We start from the raw sequence: 12,936 nt of genomic DNA, 5'->3' as shown, positions 1-12,936 counted from the left end.
ATGGATAACATTGTTGGTAAAAAATCGGCTCTGACTTGGGCGGTTCATATCTCGATGGCCTGTCTGGTGGCGCTGTGGCTGCTGCCAACCTTTGGGCTGTTCGTCTCGTCGTTCCGCACCTCGGATCAAATTGTGGGCTCGGGCTGGTGGTCGGCGCTTTCGACCCAAGAGCGGCAACTGCCCGCGATCCGCGTGGCGGGTGATGAGGTGGAAAAAGACGGACGCTTTGTAATCGAGGGGCGTCTGTTCGAGGCGACGAATGCCGATGTTAGCGCTTGGGGTACCAGCTCGCAGGCCCCGACAAAATATGGCCCCGGCGAGACGGTCGACCTGGGCGATGGCGTCAGCCTGACGGTGCAGGCGGATGGCGTCTATGATCTGTCGGGCCCTGTGAGTTTTGGCGATCAGCGCCTGCCGCGGATTTTTAGCACCGCCGCGACGCCGCCAGAGTTTACTTTGGATAATTATAAATCGCTTTTGCTTGACCCGAAGAATGTCGATGGCATGGGCAAGGCGTTTTTTAATACGCTGACGGTGACGATTCCGGCAACGATTATTCCAATTCTGGTCGCTGCCTTTGCTGCCTATGCTTTGGCTTGGATGGATTTTCCGGGTCGGGCTTTGCTGATTGCTGCCATTGTCGGGCTGTTGGTGGTGCCGCTGCAATTGGCGCTTATTCCGTTGTTAAAGCTGCATTTGACCTTGGGGATTGGCAAAGGCTATCTGGGGGTTTGGCTGGCCCATACCGGTTTTGGCCTGCCGCTTGCGATCTATTTGCTGCGCAATTACATGGTTGGATTGCCGCGTGATATTATCGAATGCGCCAAGATTGACGGTGCCACCGATTTTCAGATCTTTATGAAGATCGTGCTGCCGCTGTCGTTTCCGGCCCTTGCCAGCTTTGCGATTTTCCAATTCCTTTGGACTTGGAACGATCTGCTTGTTGCCTTGGTGTTCCTGATCGACAGCAGTGGCGAGACCACGGTGATGACCAAGCAGATCGTGGAATTGCTGGGCACGCGGGGCGGCAATTGGGAGATTCTGGCAACGGCGGCCTTTGTGTCGATTGCGGTGCCTTTGATGGTGTTCTTTGCGATGCAGAAATACCTTGTCCGCGGCCTGTTGGCCGGATCGGTCAAGTGAACGACAAATGATAAAGATGGAACAGGCCGTGACGAATATGGATGTGAACTGGTGGCGTGGCGCAGTGATCTATCAGATCTATCCGCGCAGCTTTCAAGACAGCAATGGCGATGGCATCGGCGATCTGCAAGGCATCACCGCGCGCTTGGCGCATATTGCAGAGCTTGGCGCAGATGCAATCTGGATCAGCCCGTTTTTCACCTCGCCGATGCAGGATTTCGGCTATGACGTCTCGGATTACTGCGACGTTGACCCGATGTTTGGGCAATTGGCCGATTTTGATGCGCTGATCGCGCGGGCCAAAGCGCTTGGGCTAAAGGTGATGATTGATCTGGTGCTGTCGCACACGGCCTCGGCGCATCCGTGGTTTCAAGAAAGCCGCAAAAGCCGCAGCAATGATAAATCCGATTGGTATGTCTGGGCCGAGCCAAAGGGCGACGGTGGGCCGCCCAACAATTGGCTGTCGATCTTTGGCGGCAGTGCCTGGCAATGGGACGCGCGGCGGCAGCAATATTACCTGCACAACTTTCTGACCAGCCAGCCCGACCTGAACCTGCACCACGAACCCGTGCAGCAGGCTTTGCTGGATGTGGCGCAGTTTTGGCTCGAGCGCGGCGTGAACGGCTTTCGTTTGGATACGATCAATTTTTACTTTGCTGACAAGTATTTGCGCGACAACCCGCCGCTGCCCAAAGCGCTGCGCAATGACACCATTGCGCCGGCGGTGAACCCTTATAACCATCAGCTACATCTGTTTGACAAAAACCAGCCGGAAAATCTGGAGTTTCTTAAGAAATTCCGCGCCGTGCTGAACCCCTTTGGCGCGGCTGCGGTGGGCGAGGTGGGCGACGCGCAGCGCGGGCTCGAGATTATGGCCGAATATACCTCGGGTGGGGATAAGGTGCAGATGTGCTACCCCTTCGAGATGCTGCAACCCAAGCGGCTGACGGCGGATTTTCTGGTTGAAACCTTTGCGCGGATGAATGCGGTGGCGCCGGATGCTTGGCCCTGCTGGTCCTATTCCAACCACGACACCGTGCGCCATATCACCCGTTGGGGCCTGACGGATGCGGGCGCGCGCGCCTATATCGCGCTGCTGGTCTGCCTGCGCGGGTCTATCTGCCTCTATCAAGGCGAAGAATTGGGCCTGCCCGAGGCTGAAATTGCCTTTGAAGATCTGCAAGACCCCTATGGCATCGAATTCTGGCCCGAGTTCAAAGGCCGCGATGGCTGTCGCACGCCAATGGTTTGGGCGAAAGACAATGCCAGCGGCGGCTTTAGCACGGGCAAGCCTTGGCTGCCGGTGATGGCGGGGCATCTGGGCCTTGCGGTGGCCGAGCAAACCGGCGATCCGGCCTCGATGCTGGCGCATTACACGCGGGCGCTGGCGCTGCGCAAAACCCACCGCGCCTTGGTCGATGGCGCGATGACGGGGCTGTGCGCCATGGGCGATGCGGTGATGTTCCAGCGCAGCGCGGGCACCGAGACCTTACTCTTTGCGGTCAATCTGGGCGAAGCTTCGGTTGAGATGGATCTGCCCGAAGGGGTTTGGACGGACATCGGGATGGATTTTGGCGCCACAGCACCGCTTGGCCACAGCTTGGCGCTTGCGCCTTGGGGTTACAGCCTGCTGCGCAAGGGCGAATGAAGGGAATTTGATATGTCTGAATTAACGCTGAGCAATGTCGAAAAATCTTATGGCGAGGTCAAGGTTCTGTCCAATATCAATCTGGACATCAAAACCGGGGAACTGATCGTTTTTGTCGGCCCCTCGGGCTGCGGCAAATCCACGCTTTTGCGGATGATTGCGGGATTGGAAAAGATCTCGGGTGGCGATTTCAGCATTGATGGCGCGCGGATGAATGACGTACCACCGGCGCAGCGCGGCATTGCGATGGTGTTTCAATCCTATGCGCTTTATCCGCATATGACGGTGCGCGACAACATGAGCTTTGCGCTGAAAATCGCCAAGAAAACCGCGGCTGAAATCGAGGCCGCCGTGGCCAAGGCCGCCAAGATCTTGCAGCTGGAACCCTATCTTGACCGCCTGCCAAAGGCGCTGTCGGGCGGGCAACGCCAGCGGGTGGCGATTGGCCGCTCGATCGTGCGCGACCCCAAGGTCTATCTGTTTGACGAACCGCTCTCGAACCTTGATGCGGCTTTGCGGGTGGCCACACGGATCGAGATTGCGCAGCTGAAAGAGTCGATGCCGAATTCGACGATGATCTATGTCACGCATGATCAGGTCGAGGCGATGACGCTGGCCAGCCGCATTGTGGTGCTTGCCGGCGGCGGCATCAGCCAAGTCGGCACGCCGCTAGAGCTTTACGAGCGGCCGCAGAACGAATTTGTCGCGCAGTTCATCGGCTCGCCTGCTATGAACCTGATGGCGGGTGAAGTGGTGGCAACCGGCGAGATCACCACCGTCAAGCTGGCCAATGGCGGCATGGTCAAATCCGCGGTGCCAACGCGCGCTGATGACATCGGTCTAAAGGTCAATATCGGTGTGCGCCCCGAAGACCTGCTGGCTTCGGCCGAGCCGTTTTTTGAAGGCAAGGTCGCGATCACCGAAGCCTTGGGCGAAGTGACTTTGCTGTATTACGAACAGCAGGGCGATGACGCGCAGGTGGTGGCCAAACTGCCGGGCATCCACAAAGACCTGCGGCATTCGACGCTGGCCCTGGGGGCCGATCCGCGCAAGGTGCATGTCTTTGCCAATGGCATTAACCTGCTTTACCGCTGACTCAGCCGCTATAAGTTCGCTCGGCCAGCGGCACTGCATCAATCGCTGCCTGTAACATCGCAAGAAAAGCTTTTTCTGCATTGTGCAGGCTGCGTTTTGGGTTTGTCAGCAGGTGAATATCCACCGCAGGCAGGCCCTGATAGGGCGGCATCTGCCACAAAAGGCCCGATTGCACATCCTTGCGCGCCACATGCACCGGCAAAGCGCCGATGCCGATATTGGCGACGATCATCCGGCGCACCTCTGGCAGGTTCGACGACAGCCCGCGGGGCTCGCTGCGCATCCGCAACCTTGCGCGCAGATGCGCCACGCCCGAGAGCGCGCCATTGGGGTCATCTGTCCAAAAAGATACCACATCTTCGTCGCGCAGTTCAGACTCCTCGATGTTTGCGCGGCCATAAAGCCGATGCGATGGCCCGCAAAACAGCCCGAAAAACTCGCGATAGAGCACGCTGGTGTCCAGCCCCGCAGGCGGGCGGTGCAGCAAGGCCACGCCAAAACTGGCGCGGTTCTGTTGTAGGGTCGAAACCACCGCGACGCTGTCCATCGTCGAGATCGAATAGCTGACCTTGGGGTATAGCGTGTTGAACCGTTCCAGCACCGCGTCGAAATGCGGGGCGACCACATGGCTTGCCAGCGCAATATTGATTTGCCCCGTCACCTCTTCTTGCAAGCCGCCCATCAGATCGGGCAGTTGCGAGACCGCGCCAAAAATCGCGCTGGCCTCGGCATAAAGCACGCGGCCCCAAGGGGTTACGCTGAAATGCTTGGGCGAGCGGTTGACCAATTTACGCCCCATGGTGTCTTCCAGCCGCTTAAGTGCTGCGCTGATCGTCGGCTGGCGCAGCCGCAGCAGATGGGCGGCGGGCGTGATGCCGCCTGCCTCGACCACCATCATAAAGGTGCGCAGCAGGTTCCAATCGAGGTTCCAAGGAAAGCGTTGTTCATGGGGTTTTAGCATAGATGCAATCTATTTTTGAGATTTGTGCTATCTATTTTCCCTATGTTAGGGCTTGCCGCAAGCTGTGTTGAATAAATGGGTTTGGATGCGAGTCGCGCGTGACTTGGCCAAAGAAATCAACAGGGAACAGAAACATGACATCTATCAACATCCTGCGTCGCGGCCTGCTTTTGGGGTCTGTTGCTATGCTCGGGCTGGGGTTTGCGCCGCTTGCCGCCAGTGCCGACGAGCTTGCTACGATCAAAGAGGCCGGCGTGTTGCGCATTGCCATGAGCGGCCAATATCCGCCGTTTAACTTTGTGAATGAAAAGAACGAGGTTGTCGGCTTTGATCCCGCAATTGGCACCGAAATCGCCAAGCGCATGGGTCTGAAAACCTAGATCGTCACCACCGCATGGGATGGCATCATCGGCGGGCTTTTGGCCAATAAATACGATGCGGTTGTAGGCTCGATGTCGATCACCGCCGAGCGCGACAAGGTGATTGATTTCGTCGGCCCCTATTACAACACCAAACGCGCGATTTTCACCAAGGCCGGATCGCCGATCACCAGCGTGGCGCAGCTTGCCACCGCCAAAGTCGGTGTGACCTTGGGCGAAACGCATGAGCAATGGGCGCGTGATCAGGGCTATAACATCAACACTTACAAAGGCTTGCCCGAGCTGCTGCTGGAACTGCAAAACGGCCGGGTTGACGCGATTGTCAACGACTCGATCCCAGTGATGCTGGCGATGAAGGCCGGACAATACGATCTGGCGGTGGTGGAAGATCCAACCGCAGAGCCCATCGGCGCAGGCATTGCGATCCGGGAAGGCAACCCAGATCTGGCAGCGGCGATGCAAAAGGCGCTGGACGAGATGATGGCCGATGGCACCTATCTTGCGATTGCCAAAGAATGGGTTGGCGGCGACATCCGCTGATCTTTGGCCTGCCGGACCCGGTTCGGCAGGCCAACAGGCCTTGATCTTTTCTGACTTTGAAGGGCCATTGATTTGGACATTGACCTGATCCTGCGCGTCTATCCGTTCTTTTTGCAGGCGGCTTGGTTGACCATCGAGCTGTCGGTGCTGACGGCCATTCTTGGCCTGACCTGTGGCGCCTTGGGGGCTGCGGCGCGGATGTCGCGGCTGGCGATCTTGCGCTGGATTGCGGCGGCCTATGTCAGTGTGTTTCGCGGCACGCCGGCGCTGATCCAGATTTTTATCCTGTATTTTGGCGGGCCGCAAATCGGCATCCAACTGGATTCCTTTGCCGCAGGCACCATCGCGCTGGGCGTCAATATTGGCGCCTATATGACGGAAACCATTCGCGGCGCGATCGTTTCGGTGGATCGAGGCCAAACCGAGGCTGCGCGCACTTTGGGGCTAAGTCGGTGGGAGGCCATGCGCAAAGTCATCCTGCCACAGGCCGCGCGGATGATGATTAGGCCCTTGGGCGTGAACATCAACGCGCTGATCAAAGGCACTGCCCTTGTCGCGCCGATTTCGGTGATCGAGCTAACCTATACCGCGCAGCGCTTTATCGGATCAACCTATAAACCCTTCGAGATGTTTCTGGTCGCGGGCCTGCTTTACATGGTGATCATTTATGTGGTCGGCCAAGGCATCGCTTGGCTGGACCGGCGGGCGCGGATCCAATGACACAGCTTTACGCCATGACAGGACACCCCCATGGGACTTGATTTTTCCGTCGTGCCTGGCTTTTTTGGCTCGCTTTTAACTGGCGCGGGCTGGACCATCGCCATCACGCTTTGCGCTGGGATCCTTAGCTTTTTCGGCGGCATCGTCTTTGCGGTGATCGCGCTTTATGGCCATTGGGCCTTGCGCCTGCCGGTGCGGGTCTTTGCGTTTTTGTTTATGGGCACGCCGCTGCTGTTGCAATTGTTCCTGATCTATTTTGGTCTGATCCAAGTTGGCATCGATCTGCCTGCCTTTGCGGCGGGGGTGATCGGTTTGGGGCTGCATTTTGCAGTTTATAACTCCGAACTGATCCAAGCCTCGATCCTTGCGGTGGATCAGGGCCAATATGAGGGCGCGCGCACCTTGGGGCTGTCGCGCGGCCAAACCCTGCGCCGCATCGTCATCCCGCAGGCGGTGCGCGCGGTGATCCCGCCAATGGGTAATAATATGATCGCGCTGCTGAAAGATTCCGCACTTGTCTCGGTGATCGGGGTGATGGAGCTGACGCTGGCCGCGCAGCAGGCGATCAGCCGCACTTACCGCCCGTTTGAATTCTATCTTGCTGCTGCCCTTTGCTATTACATCATCAACCTCGCGCTTGAAGCGGTGCTGCGTCATCTGGAACGCCGCATTGCCGCCTCGCGCTGAGAAAGGACCGCTGTCATGCTCGATCACACCGCCGCTCAAGCCTTTGTCACGATTAAGAATGCCGCGAAAAGCTACGGCACGCTCGAGGTGCTGAAAAACATCAACCTCTCGGTCGAGCGCGGGCAGATCGTGGCGATCATCGGGCCTTCGGGCTCGGGGAAATCGACGCTTTTGCGTGCGATCAACGAGTTGGACCCGCTGACTTCGGGCGAGGTGTGGCTGGAAGGCGTGCAGATCAACCGCAAACTGCCGCCGCGCCAATATGAGGCGCATGTCAATCAGGTGCGCCAAGACATCGGCATGGTGTTTCAGCATTTCAACCTGTTCCCGCATCTGACCGTGCGCGGCAATATCACGCTTGCGCCTCGCATGCTGAAAGGGCTGAGCGAGGCGCAGGCCAATGCGCTGGCGGTCGAGCAATTGGCCAAAGTGGGGCTTTCCGACAAGATCGACGAATACCCCTCGCGGCTGTCGGGCGGGCAAAAGCAGCGGGTGGCGATTGCGCGTGCCTTGGCGATGAAACCCAAGGTGATGCTGTTTGACGAGGCGACCTCGGCGCTTGACCCCGAGCTGGTGGAAGAGGTCAATCAGGTGATGAAGCAGCTGGCCGAGGACCATATGACCATGATCATCGTCACCCATGAGATGGATTTTGCGGCCTCGGTCTGTGATCGGGTTTTGTTTATGGATCAAGGCGTTGTGGTCGAAGAAGGCCCGCCCTCGGTGATGTTCCAAAACCCGACCCAAGAGCGCACCCGCAATTTCCTGCGCAAACACCTTAGCCGCTGAAAGCCAAGCCAGATGTCAAACCTGTTTTATCAGACCAAATCCCCCCGCCCGATGCTCGACCGCGCCGAAGGCATCTATATGTGGGACAAAAGCGGCAAACGCTATATTGACGGATCAAGCGGGGCGATGGTCAGCAATATTGGCCATTCCAACCCCAAGGTGTTGGCCGCGATGCGCGCGCAGATGGAGAAATCTACCTTCGGCTACCGCTTGCATTTCCAGACCGAAGCCTCGGAAACACTGGCGGCAAAGGTGGCAGAGCTTGCGCCTGCGGCGATGAATAAGGTGTTTTTCGTCTCGGGCGGGTCAGAGGCGGTGGAAAGCTGCCTTAAACTTGCGCGACAATATGTGCTGACCCAAGGCCAAGCGCAGCGGTTCAAGGTGATTTCGCGCTATCCCAGCTATCACGGCAGCACTTTGGGCGCGCTTGCGATCACTGGATATGCGCCGATGTCCGCGCCCTTTGATCCGATGATGCAGCGCATGCCCAAGGTGCCCGCCCCTCGCGCCTATTTAGACGGATTAGACGCCGATGATCCGGCCACGGGGCTGCATTACGCCAATATGCTCGAGGCCAAGATCCTAGAGGAAGGCCCCGAAACCGTTTTGGCTTTTATTGTTGAACCAGTCGGCGGGGCATCGACTGGCGCGCTGGTGCCGCCTGCGGGCTATATGCGCCGCATCCGCGAGATTTGCAGCCAATACGGTGTGCTGTTGATCCATGACGAGGTGATGACCGGCGGCGGGCGCACGGGGCGGTTCTTTGGCGCCGAGCATTGGGATGTGGTGCCCGATATCATCGCAATCTCTAAAGGCTTTGGCGGCGGCTATGTGCCGCTGGGCGCGATGATTGCCCGCGATGATATTGTTGAAGCCGTGATGCAGGGGGGCGGCTTTATCAACGGCTTTACCTATGCAGGAAACCCGCTGGCCTGTGCGGCGGGCTGTGCCGTGCTGGACGAGATTGCAGCGCAGGATCTGACCGCGAATGCTGCGCGTATGGGCGAGGCGCTTGCCACGCGTCTGCGCGGATTGATGCAGCGCTATCCGCTGATTGGCGATGTGCGCGGCAAGGGCCTGCTTGCGGCCTTTGAGCTGATGGCTGACCGCCACACCAAAGACCCGCTGCCCGCGCATCTGAACGCCCATGCGCGGCTGGTCGATATTGCCTATGATAACGGGCTGATCATCTATTCGCGCCGCACACGCGGCGGAACCTCGGGCGATCATTTTCTTGTCTGCCCACCGATGATTGTGACCGAAGCGCAGCTTGATGATATCATCCAGCGGCTGGACCAATCACTTGCCAGCTATATGGCCGAAATCCCGCAGTTTTCTGGCGTAGCCTAAGGACCCTTTATGTCAAAGATCATCATTACCTGCGCCATCACCGGCTCGATCCATACGCCCTCGATGTCGCCCTATTTGCCGATCACGGCCACGCAAATTGCCGAGCAGTCGATTGCCGCCGCGCAGGCGGGGGCTGCGATTTTGCACCTGCACGCGCGCGATCCCGCAAACGGGCGGCCCTCGGCGGACCCTGCGCATTTCATGGCGTTTTTGCCGCAGATTAAGCAGGGCTGCGACGCGGTGCTGAACCTTTCCACCGGCGGCAGTGCGACGATGACGCTGGACCAGCGGCTTGCCGCCCCCAAACGCGCCGCCCCCGAGATGTGCTCGCTGAACATGGGCACGATGAACTTTGCGCTTTATCCCGCTGCGGCGCGGATTACGGATTGGAAATTTGACTGGGAAAAGCCGTTTTTGGAGGGCACTGACGATCTGGTGTTCAAAAACACCCCGCGCGATATGGTGCATATCCTGCACGAAATGGGCACGATGCGCGGCGCGCGCTTCGAGTTTGAATGCTATGATGTCAGCCATCTTTACATGCTGAAGCACTTTGTTGATCGCGGCTTGGTTCAAGGTCCGTTGTTCATTCAGTTTGTCTTTGGCGTCTTGGGCGGCATGGGGCCTGATCCTGAAAACCTAAGCCATATGAAACTGATCGCCGATAAGCTTTTTGGCGACAGCTATGCGTTTTCGGTCTTGGCGGCGGGGCGGCACCAGATGCCGCTGATCACGCTGTCGGCGATTTTGGGCGGCCATGTTCGGGTGGGTTTAGAGGATAGCCTGATGATCGCGCGCGGCACTTTAGCGCGCAGCAATGCCGAACAGGTCGAGAAAATCCGTGGCATTGTCGAGGCGCTGGGCCGCAGCATCGCCACCCCCGCCGAGGCCCGCCAGATGCTGCATCTTAAGGGCGCAGAGCTGACCGCGATCTGAGGCGGTTGACAGAAAATTCGCGTGCGACACAGATATGCACTTGGGCGCGCGCCTGAAACTTGGCAAGGAACGACCATGAAAGCCATCTTTGACGACCGCCAGTGGAAGCATCAACCGCGCCACTTTATGGCCAATGGCAAAACCCTGCCCAACCCCGAACAGGCCGAGCGGATCACGCGTTTGCTGGCCGGTGCTGCGGCTGCGGGCTGCACGGTTGCAGCGCCACAGGACGCAGGCCTTGGACCGATTGCGGCGCTGCATTCGCCCGAATATTTGGTGTTCTTGCAGACCATCCACAGCCGTTGGCAGCGGATCGAGGGCGCGGGCGACGAGGTTATTCCCAATATCCACCCGATCAACCGCAGCGACAGCTATCCGAAATCTGCGGTGGGGCAGGCGGGCTATCATCAGGCCGATACGGCTTGTCCGATTGCGGCGGGCACATGGGAGGCCGCCTATTGGTCGGCGCAATCAGCGATCACCGGGGCAGATTTGCTGCTGGCTGGCGAGAAATCCGCCTATGTGCTGTCGCGTCCGCCGGGCCATCATGCCTTTGGCGATATGGCGGGCGGATTTTGCTTTTTGAACAATTCGGCCATCGCAGCCGAGCGTTTGCGCGCCCAAGGCTTGCGGCCAGCGATTTTGGATGTGGATGTGCATCACGGCAATGGCACCCAAGGCATCTTTTACAGCCGTAAAGATGTGCTGACCGTGTCGATCCATGCCGACCCCGAGCGGTTTTATCCGTTCTTTTGGGGGCAGGCACATGAGCGCGGCGCGGGCGAGGGGCTGGGCTATAACCTGAACCTGCCGCTGGCGCGTGGCACGGCGGATGAGGCCTATCTGCAAACGCTGGCGGTGGCCTTGCAGCGGATCAAGGCCTTTGGCGCGGATGTGGTGGTTGTGGCGCTGGGGCTGGATGCCTTTATTGGCGATCCCTTCAAAGGGCTTGCGATCACCGAGGCGGGTTTTGGCAGGATTGCTGCGGCGATTGCAGCGCTGGGCGTGCCTTGCCTCTTCGTGCAAGAGGGTGGCTATCTGTGTGACGAGCTGGGCGCCAATCTGACTGCGGTCTTGCAAGGCTTTGATAGCGCCACAGCTTAGGCCGAGGATCAGAGGCTCGCGCAAATAGTCGCGCGATTCCCCAGATTTACTGTCACGGGTTTCGAGTGGTTGTGGCGAGACGCGCGGCCACTACAACCGCCAGTCCCTGTCTGATCTTGCCATATGTCGCGGGGGCAGGGCAGGCTAGGGTGCTGAATTCCTGCACTATTTTGTGACTAGTCCCGAGGTTGAAACTTTTATTTGGTAATTTATTTTTACCAATTGTCCGATTGGGGATGCCTTGTTATAGTTTTCTCACGACAAGGATTAACCCCGTGTTGCGTGATGGTTTAGGCAGGGTGCGAAATATTCGTCTTGAGGTCCGGAGGAGGGATGTCAGGCGGGTGCGCTTTGTCAGCGGTGTCAGGCAGATCCTTGGAAGAGATCAACGACAAGACTACAACCCTGGGAGGCTATACATGACAAATACGTTATACGACCGCCGGTCGTTTCTGAAGAAAACGGCTGTTCTGGGCGGCGGCGCTGCTGGCGTTCTGGCTGCTCCTGCTGTTCTGGCGCAGGCGCCAAAGATCCTGAAAATGCAGACCTCGTGGTCGGCATCTGACATCTGGATGGATTTTGCGCGCCAATACACCACCCGCGTGGAAGAAATGTCCGGTGGCCGTCTGACCATCGACCTGCTGCCAGCTGGCGCAGTTGTCGCGGCGTTTCAGGTTATGGATGCTGTCAGCGACGGCGTGATCGACGCGGCGCACTCGGTTTCGGCCTATTGGTATGGCAAGCACAAGGGCGCGTCCTTGTTCGGCACCGGCCCCGTTTTCGGCGGATCCTCGACCACCATGCTGTCGTGGTTCTATCAGGGCGGCGGGATGCAGTTCTATAACGAGCTGACCCAAGACATCCTGGGCCTGAACGTTCAGGGCTACCTTGGCTTCCCGATGTTTGCGCAGCCTTTGGGTTGGTTCAAGAACGAGGTCAACACCGTTGCCGACCTTCAGGGCCTGAAGTACCGCACCGTTGGCTTGGCAGCTGACCTGATGCAGGGCATGGGCATGTCGGTGGCACAGCTGCCCGGCGGCGAGATTGTTCCCGCAATGGAGCGCGGCGTGATCGACGCCTTCGAGTTCAACAACCCATCGTCGGATATGCGTTTTGGCGCACAGGATGTGGCGAAGAACTACTATCTGTCGTCCTATCACCAAGCGTCCGAGGCGTTTGAATTCATCTTCAACAAAGACGTCATGACGGATCTGGACCCAGATCTGGCTGCGATCTTGAAGTATGGCGTTGAAGCGGCTTCGACCTCGAACACAGCGCTTGCAATGGACAACTACTCGGCCGACTTGCAAAAGCTGATGAACGAAGACGGCGTGCAGGTTCACCGCACCTCGAAAGAGATCTTGGACGCAGAGATCTCGGGTTGGGACAAGCTGATCCCCGACTTGGAAAAGGACGACTTCATGAAGCGCGTTCTGGACAGCCAGCGCGCTTGGGTTGAGCGCGTGTCCTACTACGAGCTGATGAACGCGCCTGACTTCGGTTTGGCTTACGAGCATTACTTCCCAGGCAAAGTTAAGCTTTAATCTGTCTGCGAAACGTCAATATGGTTCCGGCGCATAAGC

General features: G+C 58.3%; 11 protein-coding genes and 1 pseudogene. 11 read left to right on the top strand and 1 reads right to left on the bottom strand.

Annotation, left to right across the window (positions count from 1 at the left end):
- The 3 genes from V7Q10_RS08110 to V7Q10_RS08100 are packed head-to-tail and all read left to right on the top strand — an operon-like array spanning position 1 to position 3,886.
- A complete protein-coding gene (locus tag V7Q10_RS08110) occupies positions 1-1,143 on the top strand; it encodes a carbohydrate ABC transporter permease (RefSeq protein WP_333868570.1) in 1,143 nt (380 codons plus the stop codon).
- Between the two features lie 7 nt (positions 1,144-1,150).
- Positions 1,151-2,791 carry an alpha-amylase family glycosyl hydrolase gene (locus V7Q10_RS08105; RefSeq protein WP_333868569.1) on the top strand — a complete coding sequence of 547 codons (1,641 nt, stop codon included), beginning with the start codon at positions 1,151-1,153 and terminating at the stop codon, positions 2,789-2,791.
- 12 nt (positions 2,792-2,803) lie between these two features.
- Complete coding sequence (locus V7Q10_RS08100) at positions 2,804-3,886, top strand: ABC transporter ATP-binding protein (RefSeq protein WP_333868568.1); 1,083 nt, start codon at positions 2,804-2,806, stop codon at positions 3,884-3,886.
- 1 nt (position 3,887) lies between these two features.
- On the opposite strand, the gene V7Q10_RS08095 is transcribed toward V7Q10_RS08100, so the two are convergent.
- Entirely contained in the window at positions 3,888-4,847 is a 960-nt protein-coding gene (locus V7Q10_RS08095) for a LysR family transcriptional regulator (protein ID WP_333868567.1), read from the bottom strand.
- 134 nt (positions 4,848-4,981) lie between these two features.
- Here V7Q10_RS08095 and V7Q10_RS08090 point away from each other — a divergent pair.
- The 8 genes and pseudogenes from V7Q10_RS08090 (at position 4,982) to V7Q10_RS08055 (ending at position 12,897) form a co-directional block, all read left to right on the top strand.
- Positions 4,982-5,767: pseudogene (locus tag V7Q10_RS08090) on the top strand (transporter substrate-binding domain-containing protein).
- Positions 5,768-5,839: 72 nt separating this feature from the next.
- The gene (locus V7Q10_RS08085; protein ID WP_333868566.1) at positions 5,840-6,487 is read left to right on the top strand and encodes an amino acid ABC transporter permease; all 648 of its coding nucleotides are present in this window, start codon (positions 5,840-5,842) and stop codon (positions 6,485-6,487) included.
- A gap of 30 nt (positions 6,488-6,517) precedes the next feature.
- Complete coding sequence (locus V7Q10_RS08080; RefSeq protein ID WP_333868565.1) at positions 6,518-7,174, top strand: amino acid ABC transporter permease; 657 nt, start codon at positions 6,518-6,520, stop codon at positions 7,172-7,174.
- A 15-nt stretch (positions 7,175-7,189) separates the two neighbouring features.
- Positions 7,190-7,963, top strand: coding sequence for an amino acid ABC transporter ATP-binding protein (locus V7Q10_RS08075; RefSeq protein WP_333868564.1), 774 nt, complete (start codon positions 7,190-7,192; stop codon positions 7,961-7,963).
- Positions 7,964-7,975: 12 nt separating this feature from the next.
- Positions 7,976-9,313: an aminotransferase family protein gene (locus V7Q10_RS08070; RefSeq protein ID WP_333868563.1), complete on the top strand. Its 1,338-nt coding sequence runs from the start codon at positions 7,976-7,978 to the stop codon at positions 9,311-9,313.
- 9 nt (positions 9,314-9,322) lie between these two features.
- Positions 9,323-10,249 carry a 3-keto-5-aminohexanoate cleavage protein gene (locus V7Q10_RS08065; RefSeq protein ID WP_333868562.1) on the top strand — a complete coding sequence of 309 codons (927 nt, stop codon included), beginning with the start codon at positions 9,323-9,325 and terminating at the stop codon, positions 10,247-10,249.
- A gap of 75 nt (positions 10,250-10,324) precedes the next feature.
- Complete coding sequence (locus V7Q10_RS08060; RefSeq protein WP_333868561.1) at positions 10,325-11,353, top strand: histone deacetylase family protein; 1,029 nt, start codon at positions 10,325-10,327, stop codon at positions 11,351-11,353.
- 419 nt (positions 11,354-11,772) lie between these two features.
- Positions 11,773-12,897 (top strand): TRAP transporter substrate-binding protein, encoded by a 1,125-nt coding sequence (locus V7Q10_RS08055; protein WP_333868560.1) that lies wholly within the window; start codon positions 11,773-11,775, stop codon positions 12,895-12,897.
- Positions 12,898-12,936 lie beyond the last annotated feature (39 nt).

The sequence above is a fragment of the Cypionkella sp. genome (assembly GCF_036782355.1).
Taxonomy (GTDB): domain Bacteria; phylum Pseudomonadota; class Alphaproteobacteria; order Rhodobacterales; family Rhodobacteraceae; genus Cypionkella.
The sequence above is the reverse complement of the archived record's forward strand: the minus strand, read 5'-3'. Positions and strand labels throughout refer to the sequence as shown.

Coding starts and splice junctions, on each gene's coding strand:
- V7Q10_RS08055 (WP_333868560.1), top strand. CDS start 11,773: ATGACAAATACGTTATACGACCGCCGGTCGTTTCTGAAGAAAACGGCT.
- V7Q10_RS08100 (WP_333868568.1), top strand. CDS start 2,804: ATGTCTGAATTAACGCTGAGCAATGTCGAAAAATCTTATGGCGAGGTC.
- V7Q10_RS08065 (WP_333868562.1), top strand. CDS start 9,323: ATGTCAAAGATCATCATTACCTGCGCCATCACCGGCTCGATCCATACG.
- V7Q10_RS08105 (WP_333868569.1), top strand. CDS start 1,151: ATGATAAAGATGGAACAGGCCGTGACGAATATGGATGTGAACTGGTGG.
- V7Q10_RS08110 (WP_333868570.1), top strand. CDS start 1: ATGGATAACATTGTTGGTAAAAAATCGGCTCTGACTTGGGCGGTTCAT.
- V7Q10_RS08070 (WP_333868563.1), top strand. CDS start 7,976: ATGTCAAACCTGTTTTATCAGACCAAATCCCCCCGCCCGATGCTCGAC.
- V7Q10_RS08080 (WP_333868565.1), top strand. CDS start 6,518: ATGGGACTTGATTTTTCCGTCGTGCCTGGCTTTTTTGGCTCGCTTTTA.
- V7Q10_RS08075 (WP_333868564.1), top strand. CDS start 7,190: ATGCTCGATCACACCGCCGCTCAAGCCTTTGTCACGATTAAGAATGCC.
- V7Q10_RS08095 (WP_333868567.1), bottom strand. CDS start 4,847: ATGCTAAAACCCCATGAACAACGCTTTCCTTGGAACCTCGATTGGAAC.
- V7Q10_RS08060 (WP_333868561.1), top strand. CDS start 10,325: ATGAAAGCCATCTTTGACGACCGCCAGTGGAAGCATCAACCGCGCCAC.